Origin of the sequence: Oceanimonas baumannii (genome assembly GCF_002245495.1) — a bacterium.
In the GTDB taxonomy this organism is placed as follows: Bacteria; Pseudomonadota; Gammaproteobacteria; order Enterobacterales; family Aeromonadaceae; genus Oceanimonas; species Oceanimonas baumannii.
Window position 1 is genome coordinate 71,104 of record NZ_NQJF01000009.1, and the last position, 25,287, is coordinate 96,390.

Below are 25,287 nucleotides of genomic sequence, written 5' to 3' on the forward strand. Positions count from 1 at the left end.
GAGAGTCAGTCCTGTCTGATATGCCTGTTGCTGCCCTGACCATGCAGCTCTTGCCAGAGATCAAACACGGCCGTTTTTTCTTCCAGCGGCAGCTGCTCGGTTGTAATACCCTGCTCACCAAACGGCTGCTGCATACGTTGATAGAGGTATTCGGTCGACCAGCCATAGCGTTCCCCCACCTCATCGCCGGCGCAATAGATCAGCCGCGATACTCCAGCCTGGATCATGGCCGCCATGCACATGGCGCAGGGCTTGCCACTGGCATACATGGTACTGCCCGGAAACAATGACTGCCGGTGTGCCCGGGCAGCGTTACGCAACGCCTGAATTTCGGCATGGGCGGTGGGATCGTGCTCCACATAGGTCTGGTTCACTCCTTCCGCCAGCACTTCACCGTCTTTTACCAGCATTGCGCCAAAAGGCTGACCGCCCTTGCTCACGTTGTCCCGTGCCAGTGCGATGCTCGCTTTAAGATAATCCAGATCTGCCATCACGCTTTCTCCCATATAAAACGACGGCCAGTTGGCCGCCGTAGCGTGTGAAAAAACCGGCATCATAGCCCGGCAAAGCGGCCGGTCAAGGTTCAGGTCTCGGCAAAAATACTTTTCAGATTCAGTGTCTCTTCAATCGGGGGCTCCAGCTGCAGCTGTGCTTCAATTTCATTGAGATGGTCAATCATCAGCTGCACAGCTTGCTCGGTATGATGCCCGGAAATGGCATCCAGCAGATCATTATGCTCACTGCAGGAAAGTCCGCCATGATGATGCGCCTTACGGGCCCCCCTCTGATACAGAGCCACAATCAGCGAAGAGCGGGGAATGATTTCATGCAGAAATGAGGTCAGTACCGGCTTGTTGGCCAGCTTGCCAATCAACAGGTGAAATTCGCCCGACAGGCGAATACGCAGGCTCTGATCCTCCTGTGCCATGGCCTGATGTTCCTTTTCCAGGTGTTCCTGCAGCAGCTTTTTCTCACGCAGGGTGCATTTGTTTGCCAGCTCCCGGACCAGTTCGGCCTCGATCAGCCGGCGGGCCTGAAAAATATCCCGGGCCTCTTCCGGCGAAGGCTCGGCCACAAAAGCGCCGCTGTTAGGTACCAGGTTAACCAGTTTATGATAGGACAGCTGCAGCAGCAGCTTACGTACAAACCCTCTGCTGAGTTCAAAGGTTTCGCACAACTCCTCTTCCTTCAGCCGGGTACCCGGTAACAGCTTGTGGGCAACAATCGCCTCCCAGATCCGCTGATAAACCTTGTCCAGTTCCGTGTTTTTATGATTCATGGGTTTGTCCTGTGTGCTCGGTCTGGCAGACACGCTATGCCCTCACTGCCGTCCCGTTAATCACGGCGAAAACGGCCGCCTTTTAACCTGAGATTAACATGGCTTTGTATTGTCAACAATCATGTACCAATTCGTTAAAAACAATCAGATCGTCCTGGACAGCAATGCCTTGATGACCTTAGTCCGCTTCCCGTGACCTCACCGGCTCAGATGCTCACCAGCGCCGCACACTCAGGCGGCACCAACCGCAATAATACAGCACCTCATCATGTCGGTCTCCGCTTCGGGATCAACCTCGCAGGCGATACCGGCAATATCCCCCGGACATCCGGCCACAAATGGGGCCAACACCGAATGAAACTGGCAGAGTCAGGTCCGCAGCACTAGCATTTTAGTGATGCATCACGCCCAACAGACACACATCGGGCAGTGATGAAGCATGGATTGCATCATAACAAGGAAGCTTCTGCATGAATGCCAAACTCACAACCCCCCTTGCCGGGTGCCTGGTGTCACTACTGGTGGCATTTTCCACCCAGGCCGTTCCCAAGTTCAACAACAACCCCGACAACCTGCCTCCCGGACGCTTAAAAAGCCAGATAGAAAAGCTGCCCTACCCCGCCCAGCTGCGAGCCTTGGAATGGCTGGAGCAGCTCAATGTTCCAGCCCAGGATTTCGAGTTTTTACATGCCGATCAAGACGGCGCCATCTTCTATGCAGATACGATACTGCCGGAGCCCACTGACAATGACAGCACAGATGAGTTGGCCGCACCGCAGTCGGTGGCACCGGAAGATACCTTTTTTCTGCACAGCCGTCCCGGTGCCAGTAAAGTAGTCTTCCTCGACTTTGACGGCCATGTGATCAGCGGTAAGGCCTGGGGCAATGGTGCCACCTTTTATGCCAGACCGTACGATACCGACGGCAGCCCGGACAGCTTCAACGACACCGAGCGCAGCCGCATCGCCGAAATCTGGCACCGTCTCGCCGAAGATATGGCCCCCTTTGATATTGATGTCACCACCGAAGATCCCGGTGCATTCGGCCCCAACACCGGCCATATATTAGTCACCGAAGGCCGCGATGAATTCAACACTGCCATGCCCTCTGAAAACGCCGGCGGAGTGGCTTATGTGAACGTCTGGGGCCGCAGCAACTATGAGTACTACTTACCGGCGCTGGTCTATGCCGATAACCTGGGCCCCTACAAAACCACCTCCATCGCTGAAGCGGCAAGCCACGAACTCGGCCACAACCTCGGACTCAGCCATGATGGCACCTCAGCCACCAGTTACTACCGTGGTCATGGTTCTGGCTATGTTTCCTGGGGACCCATCATGGGCGTAGGCTACAGTACCCAGGTAACTCAGTGGAGCCGGGGCGAATACGCCGATGCCAATAACAATGAGGACGATCTGCAGATCATCTCCGGCAAGCTGGGCAGGCGCGCCGACGATCACGGCAATAACCTGACCAGCGCCACTCTGCTGGTAGCCGATACCTACGGCAACATTGGCTCCACCTCTCCGGAAATCGACCCCGGCAATCTGGTGCCGGCCAACAAGGGCGTGATTGAAACCCGCCAGGATCACGATGTGTTCTGGTTCGACACCGAGGCAGGCAATGTGTCCCTGACGATCATCCCCGCCTGGGACAGCTTTTATAACGACAACCACCGCGGTTCCAACCTCGACGTTCAGGCCAGCCTCTACGATGCCCAGGGTAACCTGGTTATCCGTGCCGATCCGCAAAATGACACCATGGCGCAGCTGGATAAAACCCTGATGGCAGGCCGTTATTACCTTGAGATCACCGGTACCGGCAACAGCGTGACTCCCTACAGCGACTACGGCAGCCTGGGCATGTATTTCATTTCCGGCACCCTGGTCTCCACCCAGGACGATACCACAGCCCCTATGCCGAATCCGGCCGGCTGGTGGGCTACTCCCCCCACGGCACAGGGCACAACCCAGATCGATATGGTGGCAAATCCGGCCAGTGACGATTCCGGCATGGTGCAATATCAGTTCCTGTGTGTTGCCGGAGGTCCCGGCTGCAGTAACAGTAGCTGGCAAAGCGACACCGGCTATAGTGCCACCGGGCTGCAGCCCGGCACCAGTTACAGTTTTCAGGTCAAGGCTCGAGACCTGTCCGGCAATGAAACTGCCCTCTCGGCGGTCCGTTCGGCAACTACCCAGAGCGGCAACCGGCCGCCGGTGGCGGTGGATGACAGTGCCCAGGTCATACTCGGCAGCTTGCTGAGTATCGATGTGCTCGCCAACGACAGCGACCCCGACAATGATGAACTGAGCATCAGCGACTACTCTCAGGGCTCCAAGGGCTCGGTGGCACTGGTCGATAACCAGCTTGTGTATACCAGTATCAGCAAGCGCGGTGGCGACAGCCTGACCTACACCGTCAGCGATGGTGAACTGACCGCAACCGCCACGCTCAGCATCACTATCAGCCCCAGCGGTCAGGGAGACGGTGGTGGCGGTGGTGGCAAATGTCATCCGAAAAAAGGCTGCTAAGCCTCTATCACAACGTAAAAAAGCCCTGCATAAGCAGGGCTTTTTCATTCAGGGACGGGCTCAGCTCTTGGCCCGGGGGGCCAGGAAGTAGTAGAAAAGACCTCCCAGGGCCGCGCCAATCATCCAACCATAGCCGTTGAGATCACTCAGCGCCGGCACCCAGACGGTGGCAATGGAGAACACCGCCGCCATGGCAAAAGCGAGAATTGCCTTCTTGTTCCAGCCATTCTGGTAGAAGTAGGCACCGTTGGGATCCCGGGAGAACAGCTCCTGCATGTTCAGGTTCTGCCGTTTGATGATGTAATAGTCCACCACAATAATGCCGTAGAATGGGGCCACGATGGCACCCAGCGCATTAACGAAACCGGAAATACCCATCTGGCTTATCACCGCCACCCAAAGTCCACCCACAAAGAAGGCCACCACGGCGGTGATAAGACCACCAATGCGGAAACTGATCGCCTTGGGAAACAGGTTGGCCAGGTCATAGGCCGGCGGAATGAAGTTGGCCACCAAATTGATGCCTACAGTAGCGGCAAAGAAGGTCAGGGCGGCAATGATCGTCAGCGGCAGGGAGTCGACCCTGTCCACAATATCCGACGGGTTAGTCAATGCTTCACCAAACAGCACCAGAGTGCCGGCAGTAATGATCAAGGCAATAAAAGAAAAGAACGCCACGTTCAGAGGCAGCCCCACCAGGTTGCCAATTTTCATCTGTCGCTCGCTGCGTACAAAGCGGGTGAAGTCACCGAAGTTAATCACCACAGCGGCAAAATAGGCCACCATGGTGCCCACAATGGCAGAAAAGGCTGCCAGATCACTGCCCTGATAGTTACCGCCGCCATCAAAAATGGTGGCCACCGCCGGCAGCAGCTGATCACCGGCCTGATACCAGACCACAATCATCAGCACCAGCATCACCACATACACCAGCGGACCGGCCCAGTTCAGAAAGACGGTGATCTTCTCAATGCCCTGCCAGAACAGGGCTATCTGAAATACCCAGACCAGCAAGAACGACAGCCAGGCGGTACCCGACATGCCAAGGAACTCACTGTCGCTGGTGCCAAACAGGGCGGTGAGCAGCAGGGTGACGGCCGTGGAAGCGAAATAGGTCTGCACCCCATACCAGAATATACCGATAATGGCACGCAGCAGGGCCGGAAAGTTCGCACCGCGTACTCCCATACTGGAGCGGATCATCACCGGGAAAGGAATACCGTATTTAACGCTGGGCTTGCCGCTCAGGTTAACCAATACCATAACAATAAAACCGGCCAGAATAATGGCCGCCATCACTGCCCAGCCGTTCAGGCCGTAACTCAAAAACAACGAAGCGGCCAGGGTATAGCCGAACAGGCTCTGAATATCATTGGACCAGACATTAAAAATTTCGAACCAGCCCCAGCGCCGATCCCTGTGCTTGATAGGGGCAAGATCCTCGTTATAAAGCAGCGGATCATGATGGGTTATTTCAAGTTGCTTGTCATCCATGCATTTATCTCCTTTGAACACTCGAAAAAATCATCTTTCCGCTAGCGTTGATGGCAACCATGGCCATATAGCTGACAGCAGCAAGACACCACCAGTGGAGTATCGAAATTTACCTGCAGCCACAGCACCGATTCAGTCGGTAATATAAAGCGTAGTCACCCAAGCTCCAGCATACTATTCAGCAGGGCCAAGACAACCAGCCTTTTCTCAAACAACATTAGGCTACAGAATCAGATAAAGCCGCTAACATTAAGTAAGCAGCTTTATTTTATAGCTCCCTGGCTATATATCTTTATGGAAAAGTAAAGCTATTCGATAACAGCAATCGCTGAGCGCGCAGCAGCATTGACTGCCACTAATAAAGGCACTTCAGACTTGGGTTGCAGTCTGATTGCTGAAGCCGATAATGGCCCCCCGCCCATAATTACCGCTTCCGCATCACCCTGCTCAATGGATGCCTGCACTGCCATTGCTAATGCGGCATCAAGATGTTCAGCAGAAGCAACCAGTTTCATTGGATCGCCTGGTGTTACCTGAACGCCTCGGTACAGGTGGCCATAGCCCAATTCATCAGCCTTACTTTGAAATGAGGCCAATAATTTTTCATCCGGTGTAACCGTAACGATGCCAAAAGCCCGACCGCCACGAGCAGCTTCATGAAAAACTTCCTCACCAATGCCAAATACCGGTATAGACACTCTGGCGCGTAGCTCCTTCAGCCCTGGATCACTGAATGCAGACACGATCAGCGCAGCGACCTGGTCATCAGCAGCCGCTTCTACGCCCAGTGCAACAACGCCGCTCACCGCATCTTCCATATCCTGAGGAGTGGTCAGTAAGGCGGGGGCACTCTTATTACTCAAACCTTTCACATTGGCTCGCCCGGCTACCTCTTGCTGGACAAGTTCGGTCATTGACCTGGTAGCTTTTGAATTTGAATTAGGGTTAATCAGTACAATCGTTTTCGTAATCCCCTTTTCACTTTGCTGAACACGTTCGACTTCAGACTTAGCTTGAACCACAGATGCTGCCAGTAAAAAAAACGGAATCAGTATTTTACTTGTTTTTTACCAATAAATGATGACTGACATACACACATGACAACTATCTCCCTTAATTATCAAAAAACAGCTCCCCTAATACAGAGAACTCCTTTTACTGACTGTGTATTAATCAATAATTTCTTACTCTTTAATACCACTCCTTACACCTGGAAAAGGAAGGCCTGTTACCAGACCTTCTCTCCATATTATTTACGGAAGCGCTGGCAGGGCTGCCAGTACTGCATCAGCAGATAATAGGTCAGACCGGCTGGCACCAGGCTGGCGTACCAGGACACCGAAGAAAAGGTCAGAGCCACCACGGCACCGGTCAGGGCAGCGATCACTGCCCCATAGTTTACGCCCTTGTAAGGACCATTTTCGTCATACAGCTTGTCGATATCCAGTTTGCGGCGACGCAGGATAAAGTAATCCACCACCATCACCGCAAAGATGGGGCCGAGGAAGGCCGAATAGGTCTGCACAAACAGCTGCAGGCCGGCGGATGATTCTTCCTTCACCAGTTCCCAGGGGAAGGTACAGAAGGCCAGCAGCCCCACCAGAATAGTGGAGGTACGGAACTTCAGCTTGAACACATCCATCAGAATATAGGTGGGCGGCACCACGTTGTTAAGGACGTTGGTGGTCACCTGGGCAAAAGCGATAAACAGCAGCGTAATCACCAGCAGCGGGGTGTTATCTACTGCACTGGAGAACACCTGAATCGGGTCGGACACACCGGTGGCACCGGACACCATCAGGCCAATCAGACCCATAAACAGGGTACAGGGGAGAATGGACATGGCGTAGATAACGGTAAGCAGGCCGGGCTTGGTGCCTTCCTTCAGCTCACGGGAATAGTCACTCACGTTCAGCATCATGGTGCTGTAAATACCGAGGAACAGCATGGTCGCGCCCCAGAAGGGCATGCCCCAGGTTCCTTCCATATTCACCAGGTTGGCGGTAATTTCATCGCCATAGCGGTTAATCACACTCCAGAACATATACACCAGTGCCAGCAGAATAAAGCCGCTACCCACGTTTTCCAGCCACTTGATGCCCTGGAAGCCGAAGATGGACAGACCAATCTGCAGGAACTGGAACAGCACGAAGAACAGCACCAGATTATCGAAGCCAAACAGGGTGGCCGATACCGCATTCAGGGCACCGGCGCCTATCCAGCTCTGAAAGCCGTACCAGACAATGGCCGGCACCGCCCGTACCAGACCAGGAAAACGGGTACCGGAAAAACCAAATGCGGCCCGGGCCTGCACCATAAAGGGAATGCCGTATTTGTAGCCGGCAGCACCATTCAGGGCCAGCGCAATGCCGATTACAAAACAACCGATGGCGATGGCCACGGTCGCCTGCACCAGATTAAGAGTGCCAACGATACTGGAACCCATGGTAAAGGTACCGATAGACACACAGCCACCAAACCAGGCCAGCAGGTAAGAGACCCGGCCCATAATGCGATGCTTCTGGGGAGCCAGGGATTCTTCTCCGGCCTTCTTGTCGTGCCCGGCGGTCTGGGCCGGTTCGGCCTTGCCGGTATCCATAGGAATGGCGGTTTCGCTGTTTACATTCTGAATAGCCATAGTTTAGTCCTCGGTATTCCATCACGTGAAGGCGTTACCGCCCTCTTCTTGCCCGGCCGTCGCTGGCCAGGCACCTACGGGTGGGCTCAGGCAATTTTCAGCCCCTTGCCCGGCACGGCCAGCTCGGGGCGTGGCCAGTTAAAAGTCAGCACCTTACTGGTGCCCAGTTTCATGTCCACCATGGCTTCGCACAGCTTGACTGCCGCCACGGTGCCGTCAATCACCGGAATACCGATCTCCTGTTCGATAAACTCCCGGTAAGCAGACATGCCGGCACAGCCCAGCACGATGGCCTCTGCCTTGTCTTCTTCCATGGCCAGACGACATTCGGCAATCACTTTGGCAATAGCAGTATCGGGTGATTCGGCCAGATCCAGCACGCGCATGGGGGTAGTGCGAATACGCTTACACTGTTCGTTAAAGCCGTAACGGCTGACCAGGTGCTCGGTCATAAAACGCACGCGGGGAGCCGTGGTCACTATGCTGAAGCAGGCTCCGACCATGCTGGCCATGTGAAAAGCAGCCTCGGCAATCCCCAGCACCGGCTTGTCGGTCAGCTCCCGTGCCGCATACAGCCCGGGGTCGCCAAAACAGGCCAGCACATAGGCATCAATGTTTTCTTCCCGGTCACCCTTGGCTACTTCTTCCAGTACGCCGGGCACCGACAGAGCCTCGTCGTAAAAGCCTTCAATGGAAGCAGGACCACTGGCCGGACTCACAGCCAGTACCTGGGTCCCGGGGCGGGCCACACTGTCGGCAAGTTGCTGCAGCGCATCGGTAAACGCCTGGGTGGTATTGGGGTTGATGATCTTGATCCGCATACAGACTCCTTGTTCACATAAAAACATAAAAATCGTTAACGATGATGATTATGTTTCTTTCGTTAACGATCTGTAAACTTTTTTGTGAGCTATATATCAACCACCAAGAAAGGCCTCATTGACAGCAGCAGGATCTATTGCTAACGAACAAAAATAGTTAAAAATTAACAACTTAAATAAAAATAGAAATATAAACCCCGCCATCAGAAATGAAATAAATCATCAAATGAAGCAATAGACATCTACATAAAATAAAAAAATTGTTATCAATTTTGTGAGCTTTAACACGTAAAAGGCAATAAAAAACCCTCCTGGAGGAGGGTTTGGAGTGTATCAGTCAGGCTGTTCTGTCAGTATTCAGCGTTGTGATAAACGTTCTGGACGTCATCCACATCGTTGAGCATATCAAGGAAGCGTTCCATCTGGGCGACATCGTCACCGCTGATTTCCACCGTGGTCTGAGGAACAAACTGAATCGCATCCACCTCGAAGTCGATGCCTGCAAACGCTTCGCTCAGGGCCTGCTTGGCCTTGAAATATTCAGTCTGCGGTGCAAATACGGTTATCTTGCCGTCCTCCAGCTCGATATCGGTGACATCCACATCGGCCATCATCAGCGCTTCCAGCACGGCTTCTTCATCGTCACCGTCAAATACCAGAATGGCACAGTGATCGAACATGTGACTCACGCTGCCAGAGGTACCCAATTTGGCCTTAACCTTATTGAAGCACTGGCGCACATCGCCGATGGTACGGTTGGGGTTGTCGGTAAGGCAGTCGACAATCACCATACTGTTACCCGGACCAAAGCCTTCGTAACGGGCAGGTGAGAAGTCTTCACCGGCACCACTGGTGGCCTTTTGCAGGGCTTTTTCAATCACGTGAGTAGGAACCTGATCTTTCTTGGCACGGTCAATCAGACCGCGCAGACTCAGGTTGCCATCAGGGTCGGCACCACCCGCTTTGGCGACCACGTAAATTTCGCGGCCGTACTTGCTGTAGACCTTGCTCTTGGCATTGGCGGTCTTGGCGATGGATTCTTTGCGGTTTTGATAGGCTCTGCCCATGACGTGATCTCGTTGTTCAACAAAAAGAGCACGAATTTTACACACAGAGCCGGATTATTTCTATTTTCAGTAACCGGCAAATTCCTCGGTGCGTATCCTGTCTGCAGGCACACCAGCCTCTGCCAGCATCAGCCTCATCGCGCTCACCAGAGCGGGAGGGCCGTCCAGGTAATAGAGCGGAGACTGCACACCGGGTACATAACGGCGCAGCAAGGCCACATCTATGTGCCCTTTTTCACCCTGCCAGCTGTCGCAAGCGGTCATGACCGGCACCAGTGTCACGGTTGTGTGACCAAGCACTGCCCGCTGCAATTCACCCAGAAAGGCGGCATCCTGCGGCCGTCGGTTGGCATACAGCAGAGTCACCTCCCGTTGCTCCGTAAGCGCCTGCAGCAGCATGCTTCGCACCGGGGTAATACCAATGCCGCCAGTTATAAAGACCAGCGGCACAGTGGTGTCGGCGGGCAGGGTAAAGTCGCCGTAAGGGCCTTTAAGCGTCAGCACCGTACCGGGCTGCAAACCACCCAACACCCGTTTGAAGGCGGTATCCCGTAACCGGGTTGCCACCATCAGCTCCGCCTCTGCCGGCCCGGAGGCCAGAGACAAAATGCGGCCATTGCCTTCATCATCCGTTTCCGGCGGATTCTGCAGCACCAGCCGCACACACTGGCCGGCCTTGTACTCAAAGCCGTCGGGCCGCCCAAAAAATAATGCCAGAGTCCCCTCAGCCACCTTTTCTGTGTGCGTGAGCGTAACGTCATAAACAGCCATCACAAGGCTCCGCTGTGCTCAGACTTCCACATCCAGCACGGCGTCTGCCTGCCCGAGCTGATCGTGGTAACGCCGGTTAATGACCTCCAGCCGACGGCTCATGCCCGGACTGGTACCAATCAGGCAAATGGCTCCCTGATGCAGGCTGAGCCAGGCCTCAAAGGCTTGCTCGCGCCGGCCCCGCTGCCGTTGCCGATCCCGCTGACGAATGGCCGTATAGGGCTGGACTGCCCGGATCACCGGTATAGCCGGGCGACGTATATTATCCGCCTGAACCGCCTCGGTCGCAGGCTGTGCAGGATTGGGCGGCATATTGGGCAAAATTACCGGTATGGCCATGCTGATATCCTCAACGGCAGTATTGCCTGATTGCTTTGACTATAGCTCAGCCCGTGCTCACAGACAGCCATGACCATCAGCCCTGCTTATGCAGAAAACCGCGAATGGAGTCGGCGGTGGCCTCAGGGTGAGAAATAAAGGGGGCATGAGAGGCTTTGGGCTCAATATGGCGGTGGCTGGCCGGTGCCAGCGCATCGGTTAACGTGGCCGCCTTGTGTGGCACCAAACCATCGAGCCGGCCGTAAAGCCGCAGCAATGGCATGGTGAGCTGTGCCAGCTGTGCCCGCAAGTCCACCTCTCCCAGCAATCCAAGACCCGCCGCCAGGGCCTGCGGATCCGGTGCCGGCCGGCTGGCCAGACTGTCCCGCAGCCGGCGAATATCGTCCCGGGCATGCTCGCTGCCCATGGCCTGTAACGATAAAAAACGATTGATCACCTGCTGATGACCCTCAGCCAGTTGCTGCTCAAAACCGGCCAGCACCTCGGGCTTGATGCCGGGCCAGGCATCTTCACTGACAAACCGGGGGGAACTGGCCAGGGTAATCAGCGCGCTGACCCGCTCCGGGGCCTGCAGTGCCGCCTGGGTCGCCACCAGCCCGCCCAGAGACCAGCCCAGCCAGGCGGCCCGCTCAGGCACCACGGCCAGCACACTGCCGGCCCACTCTGCCAGCGTGCTGCCTGCCGGCAGGGCCTTGCTGTGGCCAAAGCCAGGCAAGTCCACAATATGCAGGCAAAAGTCAGCTTCCAGCCGCTCTGCCAGCTGCTGCCAGACAGCACCATTCATACCCCAGCCGTGCAGTAACACCAGGTCCGGACCACGCCCTTGTTGTTCTGTATATACACTCATTGCATGTTTCCTTATCGCGACCGTTCCATGATAAAGCGCCTGCTCACCCAATTACAGTCCGGGGCCTTGTGGCAGGGCCAGTGCCTGCTGTGCCGGCAGGACTGCCATGACATGCCGCTGCTGTGCGGGCTCTGCCGCCGGGATCTGCCCGCAACAGACTTTCCCTGCCCGGGTTGTGCTTTACCGCTGCCGGTCAACGATGCTTACTGCGGACACTGCCAGAAACAGCCCCCGCCCTGGCAGCGAATGCAGGTACTGGCTCCCTTTGAAGCACCATTTAACCGGCTGCTCCATGATCTTAAATACCATGGAAAAAGGCTGAATGCCTGCCTGCTAGGACAATTGCTGGCCGATGCCTTGCAACCCCCCTGGCCCGACGCCGTACTGCCGGTCCCCCTGCACTGGTGGCGACGGTTACACCGGGGTTACAACCAGTCGGGTGAAATCGCCCGGGGCCTGCACTCATCCCTGAACCTGAACGTAGATCACCGGCTGCTGCAGCGGATACGGGCCACTGCCTCACAAACTCACCTGAACAAAACCGAGCGCAGGAAAAACCTTACCGGGGCCTTTACTGCCGGCCCTTGCTCTCATCGCCATGTGGCATTGCTGGACGATGTCATCACTACAGGCGCGACCATGACTGAGCTAACGCGGCTGTTACACGCTCAGGGGGTGGAAAAGGTAGAAGTATGGGCAGTGTGCCGAACTCTTGAACACTGACCGCTATTCAAAAACCGGCAACAGGAGTATGATTAAAAGTTGAGTTGTTTAGTCAGGTTTATGAGGATAGCGATGATTACGATTTCCGAAACCGCCCAGGGGCACTTCTGTAAACTGCTGTCACAACAGCCGGAAGGCACCAATATTCGCGTATTTGTGGTTAACCCCGGCACTCCCAATGCCGAGTGCGGCGTTTCCTACTGCCCTCCCGATGCAGTGGATCCTGAAGATGTTCATCTGCAGTTTGATGGTTTTGAAGCCGTGGTTGATCCTCAGAGTGCGCCTTTTCTGGAAGCAGCCGAAATTGACTTTGTCACCGATCAGATGGGTTCCCAGCTTACCCTGAAGGCTCCCAATGCCAAAATGAGCAAAGTACCCGACGATGCTCCCCTGGCCGACCGGGTAGAATATGTTCTGCAGTCCCAGATTAATCCCGGGCTGGCCAGCCATGGTGGTCAGGTGGTGCTCACCGAGATCACCGAAGACGGCCTGGCCATTCTGCAGTTTGGCGGCGGCTGTAACGGCTGCTCCATGGTGGATGTCACCCTGAAGGAAGGCATTGAGAAGCAGCTGCTCGAACTGTTCCCGGGTGAACTGTCCGGCGTGCGTGATGCTACCGAGCATCAGCGCGGCGAACACTCTTACTACTGAGTCCCGCCCGAAGCAAAAAAAGGAGCCCAAGGGCTCCTTTTTATTTGTGTTTACTTCAGGAGCGGCTATTCCGCCTTGCGATCCCGGCTCAGCAGGGCAATGGCGGCTTCCTTGGCGTTTTTGCCTTCATACAACACCTGATAAACCTGCTCACAAATCGGCATTTCCACGCCGTGACGGGCGGCCAGCTCGTGTACTTCGGCAGCGTTGCGGTAGCCTTCCACCACCTGACCAATGTCGGCCATGGCCGTTTCCACGCTTTTACCCTGCCCCAGAGCCAGACCGAAACGGCGATTACGGGACTGATTATCGGTACAGGTCAGTACCAGATCCCCAAGTCCGGCCATCCCCATAAACGTATCCTGCTGGGCCCCCAGGGCCACCCCCAAACGCTGCAGTTCAGCCAGGCCTCGGGTAATAAGCGCCGTGCGGGCATTGGCTCCAAAGCCCAGGCCATCGGCCAGACCGGCACCAATGGCGATCACGTTTTTCACCGCGCCGCCCAGTTGCAGCCCTACCATGTCGTCGTTCAGATATACCCGGAACGACCGGCCGCAATGCAGCAAGTCAGCCAGATCTTTGCCAAATTCAGGCTCGGTGGAAGCCAGTGAGATAGCGGTAGGCAGTCCCATGGCCAGCTCTTTGGCAAATGTCGGCCCTGACAGTACCGCCAGCGCCCGATCCTCTCCCAGAATATCCCTGGCAACCTGCTGCAGCAGGTTGCCGGTGGCCGGATCCAGTCCCTTGGTGGCCCAGGCGATACGACTGTCAGGTCGCAAAAACGGCTTTATTTTGTGCAACACATCGGCAAACACATGGCTGGGTACCACAATCAGCAGGTCGCGGCTGGCCTGCACTACCCGCTGCAAGTCGGCATCCGGAACCAGACTGTCGGGAAATGCCGCATCGGGCAGAAATACCTTGTTGCAACGATCCGCCGCCAGTGTGCTCACCTGCTCGGGCCGGTGGCTCCACAGCAGGGTACGGTGGCCATTGCGGGCAAGGGCAATAGCCAGGGCCGTGCCGTAAGAACCGGCCCCCAGCACCGAAATGGCAGCGTGTGACATCAGGCGTCGGCCTGCGGAGCCTGCTGTTGCTGAGCCCGTTGCATGTGCGCAGCGAACAGGGCATCGAAGTTAACCGGCGCCAGGTTCAGCTGCGGGAAGGAGCCCTTGTTGACCAGACCGGATACGGTTTCACGGGCATAAGGGAACAGAATGTTGGGGCAGAAAGAGCCCAGGCAGTGAGCCAGCTGAGCATCAGCCATGTTGCCGATAGTAAACACACCAGCCTGCTGAATTTCACACAGGTAAACGGTTTCGTTCTCATCCATGTTGCAGGTGACGGTCAGGGTCAGTACCACTTCAAACACATTGTCGCCCAGACGGGTGCTTTTGGTATCGAGATCCAGCTTAACTTCGGGTTTCCATTCTTTCTGGAACACCACCGGCGTGCCCGGTGCTTCGAAGGAAACGTCTTTCAGGTAAATACGCTGAATCTGGAATTCTACCTGCTGTTGCGCCTGAGTGTCGGCACCGTTTGCTGCTTCAGCCATGAAACTATCCTTTTACTCAATGGGTTATAAAAAATTAACGCTTGGTTGTAACCGGCAGGTTCTGAGTACGCCAGTCGGTCATGCCGCCGCGCAAAGTATGCACCTGACTGAAACCAGCCTTGCTCAGCAGACGACCGGCACCGGAAGTGGTCATGCCACTTTCGCACACCAGCACCAGCGGCTTGTCTTTATACTTTTCAATCAGGTTCAGATTGTTGGCCTTAAGCTGACTGTTGGGTACGTTAATGGCACCGGCAATGTGGCCCTTGCGGAACTCTTCCGCGGTACGAATATCAACCACGGCGGCATTCTGCTTATTGATCAACATCACCGCTTCCTGAGCCGGCACAACCTTAACCTTGGACAGACGGGCAATGACAAAGGTGTATAACACCGCCATGACCAGACCCAGCCAGACCATGGTCAGCAACGGATGCCGGGCGGCAAAATCAAGGTACTCTTGCATGATGATACTTCTTGCGTTTCGAAAGACGGAAAAGCCCGAGTATACATGGGGACACGCCAAATAACAGCCGCCCGCCCCTGCTCAAATGCGGGCCGGATCACCCAATGGTAAATCCCCCCCCCTTGCCTGGTGACCAATTCGGCAATTGTAGTAAAATGACACACAAGTTTCAGTTGCTCGCTTAAAGCTTTCAAATAACAACATAGGGTTACACCATGAACTCGACCAAAAAACCCCTGGTACTGCTGATTCTCGACGGCTGGGGGTACAGCGAAAAAACCGAACATAACGCCATTCACGCCGCCCATACACCAGTACTGGACGGCCTGATGAAAAACCGCCCTGCTACGCTGATCTCCACTTCTGGCGACGATGTAGGGCTGCCCGATGGGCAGATGGGCAACTCCGAAGTGGGCCACGTCAATATTGGTGCCGGCCGCATTGTCTATCAGGACTTTACCCGCATCGGCAAGGCTATTAAAGACGGCGATTTTTTCACTAATCCGGCACTGACCCAAGCAGTAGACAATGCCGTCGGCAAAGGCCGGGCCGTACATATCATGGGCCTGCTGTCTCCCGGTGGCGTACACAGCCATGAAGATCATATCGCCGCCATGATTGAGCTGGCCGCCCAGCGAGGTGCCGAGCACATTTATCTGCACGGCTTTCTCGATGGCCGGGACGTGGCTCCTCGTTCAGCCAGGAGTTCACTCGAACGTTTTGACGGTTTGTTTACAAAACTGGGCAAGGGCCGGCTGGCCTCCATTGTTGGCCGTTACTACGCCATGGACCGCGATAATCGCTGGGAACGAGTGCAGTGCGCCTATGATCTGCTGACTCAGGCCAAGGCCGGATACAGCGCGCCTTCCGGTGTAGATGCCTTGCAGGCCGCCTATGACAGGGATGAGAACGACGAATTCGTTAATGCCACCGTTATCGGCGAGCCGGTCACCATGCAGGATGGCGATGCGGTCATCTTTATGAATTTCCGTGCCGACCGTGCCCGGGAACTGACCCGCGCCTTTGTGGAAAGCGATTTCACCGGCTTTGAGCGTGAGCTGCACCCGGCGCTGGCCGACTTCGTCATGCTCACCGAGTATGCCGCCGATATCCACACCAGCTGTGCCTATCCACCGGTTCGGCTGGAAAACACCCTGGGCGAGTGGCTGGCAGCCCATAACAAAACCCAGCTGCGCATCTCGGAAACCGAAAAATATGCTCACGTCACCTTCTTCTTCAACGGCGGTATAGAAGAGTGTTTCAGCGGCGAACAGCGCACGCTAATCCCCAGCCCCAAGGTGGCCACCTACGATTTGCAGCCGGAAATGAATTCCGAGCAGCTTACCGACAAACTGGTGGCAGCCATTGAAGGCGGCGAGTTTGACGTCATTATCTGCAACTACCCCAACGGTGACATGGTCGGTCATACCGGTGTGTTTGAAGCGGCCGTAAAAGCCTGCGAAGCCGTCGACCGCTCCATTGGCCGGGTAGTATCGGCACTGGAAAAAGTCGGAGGTGAAGCACTTATCACCGCCGATCACGGTAATGCCGAGCAGATGGTGAATCCGCAAACCGGCCAGGCGCACACCGCCCATACTAATCTGCCGGTGCCGCTGATCTACATTGGCCGGGACGCCGCCCCGGTGCAAGGTGGCCGGCTGTCGGATCTGGCCCCCACCATGCTGACCCTGATGGGCATGGAGATTCCGCCGCAAATGACTGGCAAGCCACTGATGGTTCTGAAATAATCACAGCCCTATGGGCACGCAAAGACTGATTGTTTCGTTATTGCTGAGCACCGGCCTGATGGCCGGTGCTTGCGCATGGGCGGATGAAAACAAGGATCTGAGCAACGTTAAAGGCCAGATTGCCAGCCAGCAGAAAGACATTAAGGCCCAGCAACAAGAACTGAAGGCCCTGCAACAACAACTGGCAAAAGATGAAAAGGCCATTTCAGCCCTGGCCCGGGAGCTGAACCAGACGCAGAACAAACTGAAAAATAATGAACGGGAGCTGGCCCGGCTAGATAAAGAGCACAGCTCCCTGAACCAGCAGGCCGATGAGCAACGCCAGCAACTGGCTACCCAGCTGCGCGCCGCCTACCAGAACGGACGTCACGACTACCTCAAACTGTTGCTCAACGGCCAGGACAGCAATGACATCGATCGCCTGCTGCATTACTACGCTCACCTCAATCAAGCCCGGGCCGACGCCTTACATACACTGGCAGACATTCGCCGCCGGCTCGCCGACAACCGCCGCCAGGCCGAACGCAGCCGTGCTCAGCTGAAGGACTTACTGGCAGGCCAACAAAAACAGCAACGCTCTCTACAACAGCGCCAGAATGAACGTAACCAGACGGCCAAAAAAATAAATGCTCAGCTGGAGCAGGACAACCGCCGGCTGGCCAACCTGCAGCAAGCCGCCAGTCATCTGGAACAGCAGATCAAGGCCGCCGCCGAACGGGCTGAGCGGGATCGCCTCGAACGGGAACGCCGTGAGGCCGCCAGCCGCAGCCAGGCCCGCCCGTCTGGCCACACGCCCGTGGTCGCCAAAACTCAGGGTAACTTCGGCGGTCTGGCCAAAGGCAGCCTGCCCTGGCCACTCAAGGGCAAACTGCAGCACCGGTTTGGTTCGGCCCGCACCAGCCAGCTTCACTGGAAAGGGCTGCTCATCGGTGCACCGGCTGGCAGGCAGGTCAAGGCCGTGGCCAACGGTCAGGTAGTGTATGCCGACTGGCTTAACGGTTTTGGCATGGTGATGGTTATTGATCACGGCAAGGGCTATTTAAGCCTGTATGGTCACAATCAGTCATTATTGCTGGGCCCGGGCGACAAGGTCTCGGCCGGCCAAGCCATTGCGCTGAGTGGCGAAAGTGGTGGTCAGGACAAGCCCGGGCTGTATTTCGAAATCCGCTACCGGGGCAAGGCCATCGATCCTCTGCCCTGGCTGCGCCGGGGCTGAGCAGGCTCAGGACGTCGCCGCTTCCAGTTCACTGATCAGCCAGATAGCATTTTCGCGACTGCTGCCACAGACCTCCATGTCAGGCTGAAAGCGGGCGCATAATGCCGGCCGCTCGGGCCGGCCAAACAGCTCGCAGCGCATATCATCCAGCAGATGAGCGCAGGGCACTCCTGCCGGTTTGCCATTTGGCATCCCCGGCAAGGGTGTATTGATGCTGGGCGCAATACAGCAGGCTCCGCAACCCGGACGGCACTCCATCAGCTTTCTCCTTCAGCAGGTGGCAGCAGCGAGACCAGCGTGGCCACATGGCCGTCGTGTACCCCCTGCTCAGTCAGCGCCTCTGCCAGGTTGAGCAGGTACTCGCGGTTGCTGCCACTCGGGCCATGAGCGTGGGCTATCTGTGCCGCCATCTCCGCCGGGGGAGCTTCTCCCAGAAAAGCCGCGTTGTGTTCAGTGGCAAGATATATCAGCCCCTCTTCGGCACGCCCGTGTTCAAACTTCACCGCCACCCGTTCCCGCAGATAACCGTTCTTCTCCCTCAGATCAAGCCCGGCCAGCACACCAGGCTCGATGCGATAGGCCATGCCATGGCAAAGTGCGTCCTGCTGACGGACCAGGGTGGCCACCCTGCCCGGTGCCGCCGGCGTACCCCGATGATCGTGAGAGCCCTGCCAGAACCGGCGCGTCCAGCCTTCAACATATGCCGGCCGGCGTTCAATAAAGGGAAAATCGGCTTTCCAGATCAGGGAGCCGTAGCCAAACAACCAGAAGCTGTCGTGCCGGTCGAAATGGGTCATGGCGCGGTTATACGCCCGGGTATCGAAACTCATTGCTGACATCGCGGTAAAAAACACCGCATCATCATGCCCCCGACGGCCGCATTTGTCGAACCCGGTGGCATGATAGAATCGTGATTTTTACCAACAGGGAGCGACATCATGCGCCTTACCGTACACCGGCTTACTCACCTTCCCGAACAACATCATCACCATGCCAGGCACATCTTGCAGGGCCGTTCTTTACCAGCAGATCAGCCTTTTCTGCTGGCTACCTTTAATGACCGCGCCGTTGCGCTGGCCTGGCGTCAAGGTGAGCAAGTAATCTTCTTTGCTGTGCGCGATATCACCCGCCGCCGGGGTGTTGGCAGCGAGCTGCTACGCCAGCTGAAGGAAGATGCCAAAGCCGACGGCTGTACCCGGCTTGAGCTGTCGCTGAGCTCGGTACCCGCCGAGCAGGCAACCGGTCTTGCGGACTTTTTTACCACTGCCGGCTTTAACCGTAACAAGGGAGTGCTAAGCTGTTCCTTGTAGTCCTAATGGCCTGATCTTAAAGGGGGAAGTAACCGTGAAGATGCGTACTGAACAAGATTCCATGGGCAACATTGAGGTCCCTGCCGATGCACTGTACGGTGCCCAGACCCAGCGAGCTATCAATAACTTCCCCATCTCGGGCCAGCCCCTGCCAGCTGGCTTTATTCATGCTGTGGCCGCCATCAAGGCCGCCTGTGCCCATGCCAACAGCGAACTGGGCCGGCTGGACAAGGACAAGGCCGACGCCATTCTCCAGGCCGCCCACGGAATCATGCAAGGTGAGCACGACAGCGCCTTCCCGGTGGACGTCTTTCAGACCGGCTCGGGCACCAGTACCAATATGAACGTCAACGAAGTACTGGCCCACCTTGCCAGCGCCGGCCAACCTGTACACCCCAATGACGATGTCAATATGGGCCAGAGCTCCAATGATGTGATCCCTTCTGCCATTCATGTCAGCGCCGCCCTCGCCCTGGGCCGGGAACTGCTGCCGGCCCTGCACCAGCTGGAACAAACCATTCTGGGCAAAGGCGAAAAGCTACAGCAGCAGGTGAAAACCGGTCGCACTCACCTGATGGACGCTATGCCCCTGCGTTTTGATCAGGAGCTGGGCGGCTGGGCCACCCAGGTGCAGTATGGGCGCGACCGGCTGCAGGGTATGCAGAGCCGGCTGCAGCAACTGGCGCTCGGAGGTACCGCCATTGGCACAGGCATTAATGCCGACCCACGCCAGGCCCGGCTGGCCTGCGCCTACCTGAACCAGCTTACCGGTCAGGCCTTTTGCCCGGCAGAAGACTACTTCTATGCCCTCAGCAGTCAGGACACCGCAGTGGAGCTGTCGGGGCAACTGAAAACCCTGGCGGTGGCACTGATGAAAATCGCCAACGATCTGCGCTGGATGAATTCGGGCCCGCTGACCGGCCTGGCCGAAATTCAGCTGCCGGCGCTGCAGCCGGGCTCATCCATCATGCCCGGAAAAGTAAACCCGGTCATACCCGAAGCAGTGGCCATGGTGGCGGCACAGGTCATCGGCCTGGACGCCGCCAATACGGTGGCAGGGCAGTCGGGCAACTTTCAGCTTAATGTGATGCTGCCGCTGGTAGCCAGTAACCTGCTCACCATGATCACACTGCTGGCCAACAGCGTGCCGCTACTGGCCGATACCATCGATGGCTTTACCCTTAACGAAGCGCACCTCAATGAAAACCTGGCCCGTAATCCCATACTGGTGACAGCACTGAACCCGGTGATCGGTTATGCCAAGGCGGCGGACATCGCCAAGAAGGCTTATGCGGAAAACCGCCCCATTGTAGAAGTGGCGCTGGCAGAAACAGAGCTGTCCGAAGCCGAGCTCCGCGAACTGCTGGATCCCGCCGCGCTAACCCGGGGTAGCCAGCAGGAGAAAGGTTAATTTAAGCCCGCAATGCGCAGCAGCAGCGCAGTTGCGTTCCACCGACACGCTTCAAGCCCTTCCATGGGGCGCTCGGCAATCTTCACTGCTGCGTCGTCAGGCCCAGTGTCGCCGGCTAAATACCGTCACTCCGGCAAAGGCCGGAGTCCAGAGCATGATGGCACGACCAGGGGCGGATTATGTCGTCGTCTGAAAAGTGGATTCCGGCTCAAAGGCCGGAATGACAGTCTGTAGGTACCAATTTACTTCGTGGAGCTTCAGCGCTGCCTGCTCTCGTAAAGCCAAGTTCCACCTCCTCGTTCCCACGCTCTGTGTGAGAATGCATAACGGAGCCTGTAGGCAAAAGCCTCAACACTCAAGCGGCACCAGGGGTGCCGGGTAATCCAGTAGCCGCTCGCCACGCTGGTGACTTTCTACCTGCTCCGGGGTCACAGCGCCCAGCTCGGGCAACCACTGGTACAGGTGAATAAGCTCAGGATCATACTGTCGCCACTGGCGGTGTGGGTTGAAGTGCCGGCCATGATGCGGATCATGGCCGGCGCCTGAAATGTAGGCCCAGTTGCCCCAGTTGCTGGCCACGTCAAAGTCCAGCAGATGCTGTTCGAAAAAGCGCGCGCCCAATCGCCAGTCCAGCCCCAGTTCGTGAATAAAACAGCTGGCCAGGTTCTGCCGCAGGCGATTGGAGCAAAACCCCGTGGTCATAAGCTCTTTCAGGCCAGCATCGATCATGGGCCAGCCGGTGCTTGCCTCACACCAGGAGTGCCAGTATTCAGGGTTAAACGCGCCCGGCATCGCCTTGCCGGTCAGACCGTCTGCCGCGAACAGCTGGCTGCCATGCACTCGCAACGACCAGTGAAAATATTCCCGCCACAGCAGCTCAAAGCGCAGCCAGTAACTGTGCTCATCGCTGCCCCATTGCTGCTCATAGGCCAGGATTCGATGCCATACGGTACGGGACGACAGGCAGCCCCAGGCCAAGGCGGCACTCAAATGACTGGAGAAATAGCGGCCGGTGAGCCCATTACGGCTGGCCTTGTAATGAGCCAGGGCCCGGCGCTCAAATAAATAGTGATGCAGCCAGTGCTCCGCGGCGGTTTCGCCCCCTTGCCAGGCCGGGTGGGCGGACTCTCTTGGCATGGCCGGCCAGTCAATACCGGTCATGAAGGGACAATTGGCCGCCTGCAATCGGCCTAGGTCAGCCGCCGGTTGTGGTGTCGGCACCGGCCAGGCCGGGGATTTTTCCACTTGCCGGCGAAAGCCACTGAAGCTGGCGGGAAAGTCATAAAATAGGGAGCTGACCTGCTCAGGGCTAAACAGCGGCTGCGCCTCGAAAGTTTGCACGTTTATGCCAGCGTCACGCAGCCGGGCCAGCCAGCCGGCCTCTTCCGGTGCCTGAGCCGCATGGGTCACCAGCTCAAAGGGCTGCAGGCGATGCCAGGCCAGCAGTAACTCGATCGGCTCGCCTTGCAGCAGGGTGAGCCGAAATGTTGCCAGCCGCTCGCTCAGGTCTGCCAGCGACTGCTGCACATAGGCCGCCTTGGCCGTGCCCAACCGGTGCAGCCCGGTGGCATCGGTCCGCCGCCAGTGCGCCGGCAGGATAAACACTGCCGCCGTATCCCCTGAGTAATCCGCCAATTGTTGCCAACCGGCATGATCTTCAAGCCGTAAGTCATTGCGTAACCACAACAGCCGCATGGCTTTCTCCCATAAAAAAGAGCCCGGTATGTTGACCGGGCTTCTCATGGCTGTCGTTCACTGCTGCTTACTTGGCTTCGCTCTTGCCGTCGTAGCGTTGCTGCCATTCGGCCAGAATGGCGTCACGCTGCCCCGCCGCCCAGGCGAAATCGTTGTCGATCATCACGCCGGCCGGTTCTTCAGGGAAGTACTGCACCGGCTGAGCCACCCCCGGCAGTCCCACTACCGCAAAGCTTTGGTTATACAACTCGTTGGCCTGGCGGGTCACCGCAAAGTCCAGCAGCTTTTGCGCCGCCGCCTGCTGGTCGGAGCCTTTGACGATGGCCGCGGCTTCCATTTCCCAGCCCACTCCTTCAGTGGGGAAGATCAGCTCCAGGGGCGCGCCTTGCTGCTTGAGGCTGGCACCGCGGTAGGCCATGGAAATACCGATGGTCGCCTCACCCGAAGCCGCCTGCACGCAGGGCTTGGAGCCGGAGTGGGTATAGTTGGCGATGTTCTGGTGCAGACCATCCATATAGGCCCAGCCCTGCTCTTCACCGAACTGCTGCAACCAGGCCGATACATCGAGGAAGCCAGTACCGCTTGAGGCCGGATTGGGCATCACAATATGGCCCTGGTATTCCGGTTTGGTCAGATCCTGCCAGCTGGAAGGCTTGGTCAGGCCGTGTTTCTCGGCTTCGATGGTGTTATAGCAAATCACCCCCAGCCAGGCATTCATGCCAACCCAGTGCGGCGTTTCGCGAGGGTCGCGGAATTCCGGCGACAGCTGGTTAAGACCGGCCGGCGCATAAGGTTCCAGCATATCCTGCTGCTCCATCAGCATCAGGCTGGTAGCGGCCAGTCCCCAAATCACGTCGGCCTGGGGGTTTTCCTTTTCCGCCAGCAGACGGGCTGTGATGATGCCGGTGGAATCACGTACCCAGCGAATGGCAATGTCCGGGTTTTCCTGCTCAAAGGCGGCCTGATAGCTCTTCAACTGATCCAGCTCCAGCGCGGTGTAGACGGTCAGCTCGGTCTTGGCCTGAGCGCCGGCAGCGGCCAGGGTCAGCAGCAGGGCCAGGGGGCTCTTCTTCAGCATGATTTATCTCCAGTTGGTATATACCAAAAAACAAACCCAGCTTAAAAGTAACGTATGACAGTCCGGTGACAGTTCCGTGAAAAAATGAGTAACTGCCGCCATCCCACATTCGCCACCGGCCAAAAAGAAACGGCCGGGCAAGCCCGGCCGCATCATGACGGTGATGTTCCCCCGCCGGCGTTAACCGGCCAGTGCCACCAGGGTCAGGCCACTCAGGATCAGCGCGACCCCGGGCAGCTTGCCGCCCCGGTGCGACTCCCCCAGCCACCAGACACCGAGCAAGACCCCCAGGGGAATGCTGAGCTGGCGCAACGCCACCACATAGGATACCTGGCTGGCCAGGGCAAAAGCCCACAGCACCAGACTGTAGGTCAGTCCCATCATGATGCCGGTGAGCATGCCCGGCCGGGCCGCGCTGCGGGCAGTCTGCACCAGGCTGGAACGAAACCGAGGCCACAGCAGCAACGGCAAAGAGTGACCAGCACCGCCATCACCTGCAACCAGAGATAATACAGCGCCAGGCTCTGTTGGCCGTGCAGCCCCTCCAGCCAGTCCCGCAGCAGGGTGATGGCATGGGCGTCGATCAGGCTGTAACCACTGGTGCCAACGGCCGCCAGCAGAGCCAGGGCACAGCCCGGGGTCAGGTACTGACCCGGCCGCCACTGCCGCAGGCTCAACACCGGCAGCAGCAGACACTGGGTCAGGTTGGCCAGCCAGAAAAAGGCGTAGCCGGGACTGGCCCTTTTGCCGAGCAGGTTCCACAACGCATGCAATGCGGCGGAGCACAGCACCAGCAACAGGGCCAGCGGCGACATCAGGGGCGCTCGCCCCGGGCCAGACGGCCGTTAATGTCGTCGATCACCCCCGGCAACTCAGCAATAGTGTCAATCACATAGTGGGCACCAGTACCGGCCAGGCGGGCATAGGCCTTGCTGCGCAGACGCTGCTGCTCACCGGGTGCCAATGCCTGCCAGTCTTCCAGCGACAGTCCCACCTCGTTGCCGGACACCGCCAGCGCCACCGTCCACATGCCGGCGTTCAGACCTTCCTCGATCCCCACACCAGTGTCATCCACCTTGACGCAGGCCTGCATGGCGCCCGCTTCCAGGGCACAGGCGGCCCGCAGACTCATTTCCGGCCAGGGCCGGCCGCGCTGCACGTCACTGGCAGTGATCACCACTTCGGGGGCATAGCCCTGCTCGGCGGCCCGCTGCACCAGCTCGACGATCATGTCGCGGCTGTAGCCGGTGTTGGCACCCAGGCGAATGCCGCGGCCGGTGAGCTCACCGGCCACCTCGGCCATACCCGGGATCAGCACGGCGCTGTCGCGAATGCACTCGATCTGGATCTGCACGAAGTCCTGATAAAGGCGATCGATTTCCGCCTCGCTCGGCGCCTCGCCCTTGATTTGGAGCCAAGCCGCACGAATGCGGGGCATGGCCAGCATCTGGCAAATATGCTCGCGCTTTTCGCTGCCCATGGGGGCACGGCACTCGGCCAGGGTGACCTCGATACCTTCGCTGGCAAACAGCCGCTGAAAGGCGCGGATCGGCGCCATGGAGCCAAAATCCACCGTGGTGCCGGCCCAGTCCATGATCACCGCTTGCACGGCACCGGTGTAACGACGTTCAAAACGATAGCTCATTG

General features: G+C 57.3%; 27 protein-coding genes. 7 read left to right on the top strand and 20 right to left on the bottom strand.

Features of this window, described 5'->3' with window-relative positions:
- Positions 1–5 precede the first annotated feature (5 nt).
- On the bottom strand, positions 6–491 hold the full coding sequence (locus tag B6S09_RS11655; protein WP_243832863.1) for a nucleoside deaminase: 486 nt from the start codon (positions 489–491) through the stop codon (positions 6–8).
- Between the two features lie 92 nt (positions 492–583).
- Entirely contained in the window at positions 584–1,279 is a 696-nt protein-coding gene (locus B6S09_RS11660) for a GntR family transcriptional regulator (RefSeq protein ID WP_094278666.1), read from the bottom strand.
- Positions 1,280–1,749: 470 nt separating this feature from the next.
- Between B6S09_RS11660 and B6S09_RS11665 the strand changes: the two genes are divergently transcribed.
- Complete coding sequence (locus B6S09_RS11665; RefSeq protein ID WP_094278667.1) at positions 1,750–3,810, top strand: Ig-like domain-containing protein; 2,061 nt, start codon at positions 1,750–1,752, stop codon at positions 3,808–3,810.
- Positions 3,811–3,870: 60 nt separating this feature from the next.
- On the opposite strand, the gene B6S09_RS11670 is transcribed toward B6S09_RS11665, so the two are convergent.
- The 8 genes from B6S09_RS11670 to bioH all read right to left on the bottom strand — a co-directional run bounded on the left by B6S09_RS11670 (position 3,871) and on the right by bioH (position 11,787).
- Positions 3,871–5,304 carry an NCS1 family nucleobase:cation symporter-1 gene (locus B6S09_RS11670; protein ID WP_094278668.1) on the bottom strand — a complete coding sequence of 478 codons (1,434 nt, stop codon included), beginning with the start codon at positions 5,302–5,304 and terminating at the stop codon, positions 3,871–3,873.
- Positions 5,305–5,612: 308 nt separating this feature from the next.
- On the bottom strand, positions 5,613–6,326 hold the full coding sequence (locus tag B6S09_RS11675) for an aspartate/glutamate racemase family protein (protein ID WP_243832862.1): 714 nt from the start codon (positions 6,324–6,326) through the stop codon (positions 5,613–5,615).
- Between the two features lie 227 nt (positions 6,327–6,553).
- Positions 6,554–7,942, bottom strand: a complete 1,389-nt coding sequence (locus B6S09_RS11680; RefSeq protein WP_094278669.1) for an NCS1 family transporter — start codon at positions 7,940–7,942, stop codon at positions 6,554–6,556.
- A gap of 86 nt (positions 7,943–8,028) precedes the next feature.
- Complete coding sequence (locus B6S09_RS11685) at positions 8,029–8,763, bottom strand: aspartate/glutamate racemase family protein (RefSeq protein WP_094278670.1); 735 nt, start codon at positions 8,761–8,763, stop codon at positions 8,029–8,031.
- Positions 8,764–9,113: 350 nt separating this feature from the next.
- Positions 9,114–9,830, bottom strand: a complete 717-nt coding sequence (locus B6S09_RS11690) for a YebC/PmpR family DNA-binding transcriptional regulator (RefSeq protein WP_094278671.1) — start codon at positions 9,828–9,830, stop codon at positions 9,114–9,116.
- 66 nt (positions 9,831–9,896) lie between these two features.
- A complete protein-coding gene (locus B6S09_RS11695; RefSeq protein ID WP_094278672.1) occupies positions 9,897–10,601 on the bottom strand; it encodes a ferredoxin--NADP reductase in 705 nt (234 codons plus the stop codon).
- An 18-nt stretch (positions 10,602–10,619) separates the two neighbouring features.
- Positions 10,620–10,940: a hypothetical protein gene (locus B6S09_RS11700; RefSeq protein WP_094278673.1), complete on the bottom strand. Its 321-nt coding sequence runs from the start codon at positions 10,938–10,940 to the stop codon at positions 10,620–10,622.
- 76 nt (positions 10,941–11,016) lie between these two features.
- Entirely contained in the window at positions 11,017–11,787 is a 771-nt protein-coding gene (gene bioH / locus B6S09_RS11705; protein ID WP_094278674.1) for a pimeloyl-ACP methyl ester esterase BioH, read from the bottom strand.
- A gap of 27 nt (positions 11,788–11,814) precedes the next feature.
- Between bioH and B6S09_RS11710 the strand changes: the two genes are divergently transcribed.
- Complete coding sequence (locus B6S09_RS11710; protein ID WP_094278793.1) at positions 11,815–12,510, top strand: ComFC family protein; 696 nt, start codon at positions 11,815–11,817, stop codon at positions 12,508–12,510.
- A gap of 72 nt (positions 12,511–12,582) precedes the next feature.
- Complete coding sequence (nfuA, locus tag B6S09_RS11715) at positions 12,583–13,161, top strand: Fe-S biogenesis protein NfuA (RefSeq protein WP_094278675.1); 579 nt, start codon at positions 12,583–12,585, stop codon at positions 13,159–13,161.
- A 65-nt stretch (positions 13,162–13,226) separates the two neighbouring features.
- Here the strand turns inward: nfuA and gpsA are convergent, their stop codons facing one another.
- The 3 genes from gpsA to B6S09_RS11730 are packed head-to-tail and all read right to left on the bottom strand — an operon-like array spanning position 13,227 to position 15,182.
- Positions 13,227–14,228, bottom strand: coding sequence for an NAD(P)H-dependent glycerol-3-phosphate dehydrogenase (gene gpsA, locus B6S09_RS11720; protein ID WP_094278676.1), 1,002 nt, complete (start codon positions 14,226–14,228; stop codon positions 13,227–13,229).
- Positions 14,228–14,716 (bottom strand): protein-export chaperone SecB, encoded by a 489-nt coding sequence (gene secB, locus B6S09_RS11725; RefSeq protein WP_094278677.1) that lies wholly within the window; start codon positions 14,714–14,716, stop codon positions 14,228–14,230. The genes gpsA and secB overlap by 1 nt, the downstream gene beginning before the upstream one ends.
- Positions 14,717–14,750: 34 nt before the next feature.
- Positions 14,751–15,182 (bottom strand): rhodanese-like domain-containing protein, encoded by a 432-nt coding sequence (locus tag B6S09_RS11730; RefSeq protein ID WP_094278678.1) that lies wholly within the window; start codon positions 15,180–15,182, stop codon positions 14,751–14,753.
- Positions 15,183–15,397: 215 nt separating this feature from the next.
- Here B6S09_RS11730 and gpmM point away from each other — a divergent pair, with 215 nt between their 5' ends.
- Positions 15,398–16,930, top strand: a complete 1,533-nt coding sequence (gene gpmM, locus B6S09_RS11735) for a 2,3-bisphosphoglycerate-independent phosphoglycerate mutase (protein WP_094278679.1) — start codon at positions 15,398–15,400, stop codon at positions 16,928–16,930.
- A 10-nt stretch (positions 16,931–16,940) separates the two neighbouring features.
- Positions 16,941–18,146 carry a murein hydrolase activator EnvC gene (gene envC / locus B6S09_RS11740; RefSeq protein WP_094278680.1) on the top strand — a complete coding sequence of 402 codons (1,206 nt, stop codon included), beginning with the start codon at positions 16,941–16,943 and terminating at the stop codon, positions 18,144–18,146.
- Between the two features lie 6 nt (positions 18,147–18,152).
- Here envC and B6S09_RS11745 read toward each other — a convergent pair whose 3' ends face one another.
- Positions 18,153–18,404: a YkgJ family cysteine cluster protein gene (locus tag B6S09_RS11745; RefSeq protein WP_094278681.1), complete on the bottom strand. Its 252-nt coding sequence runs from the start codon at positions 18,402–18,404 to the stop codon at positions 18,153–18,155.
- Complete coding sequence (locus B6S09_RS11750) at positions 18,404–18,976, bottom strand: gamma-glutamylcyclotransferase (RefSeq protein ID WP_166670339.1); 573 nt, start codon at positions 18,974–18,976, stop codon at positions 18,404–18,406. Before B6S09_RS11750 ends, B6S09_RS11745 begins: the two co-directional genes overlap by 1 nt.
- 108 nt (positions 18,977–19,084) lie before the next feature.
- Between B6S09_RS11750 and B6S09_RS11755 the strand changes: the two genes are divergently transcribed.
- Together B6S09_RS11755 and B6S09_RS11760 are read left to right on the top strand one after the other, a co-directional pair.
- Entirely contained in the window at positions 19,085–19,456 is a 372-nt protein-coding gene (locus tag B6S09_RS11755; protein ID WP_094278682.1) for an acetyl-CoA sensor PanZ family protein, read from the top strand.
- A 34-nt stretch (positions 19,457–19,490) separates the two neighbouring features.
- The gene (locus B6S09_RS11760; protein ID WP_424991651.1) at positions 19,491–20,867 is read left to right on the top strand and encodes a class II fumarate hydratase; all 1,377 of its coding nucleotides are present in this window, start codon (positions 19,491–19,493) and stop codon (positions 20,865–20,867) included.
- 348 nt (positions 20,868–21,215) lie between these two features.
- On the opposite strand, the gene B6S09_RS11765 is transcribed toward B6S09_RS11760, so the two are convergent.
- The 5 genes from B6S09_RS11765 to phnX form a co-directional block, all read right to left on the bottom strand.
- Positions 21,216–22,562 (bottom strand): DASH family cryptochrome, encoded by a 1,347-nt coding sequence (locus B6S09_RS11765; RefSeq protein ID WP_094278795.1) that lies wholly within the window; start codon positions 22,560–22,562, stop codon positions 21,216–21,218.
- Positions 22,563–22,629: 67 nt separating this feature from the next.
- Positions 22,630–23,640 carry a putative 2-aminoethylphosphonate ABC transporter substrate-binding protein gene (locus B6S09_RS11770; RefSeq protein ID WP_094278684.1) on the bottom strand — a complete coding sequence of 337 codons (1,011 nt, stop codon included), beginning with the start codon at positions 23,638–23,640 and terminating at the stop codon, positions 22,630–22,632.
- 180 nt (positions 23,641–23,820) lie between these two features.
- Positions 23,821–24,039 carry a hypothetical protein gene (locus tag B6S09_RS11775; RefSeq protein WP_134114003.1) on the bottom strand — a complete coding sequence of 73 codons (219 nt, stop codon included), beginning with the start codon at positions 24,037–24,039 and terminating at the stop codon, positions 23,821–23,823.
- Positions 24,021–24,455 (bottom strand): hypothetical protein, encoded by a 435-nt coding sequence (locus B6S09_RS11780; RefSeq protein WP_094278686.1) that lies wholly within the window; start codon positions 24,453–24,455, stop codon positions 24,021–24,023. Before B6S09_RS11780 ends, B6S09_RS11775 begins: the two co-directional genes overlap by 19 nt.
- On the bottom strand, positions 24,455–25,285 hold the full coding sequence (gene phnX, locus B6S09_RS11785) for a phosphonoacetaldehyde hydrolase (protein WP_094278687.1): 831 nt from the start codon (positions 25,283–25,285) through the stop codon (positions 24,455–24,457). The genes B6S09_RS11780 and phnX overlap by 1 nt, the downstream gene beginning before the upstream one ends.
- Positions 25,286–25,287: the final 2 nt, after the last annotated feature.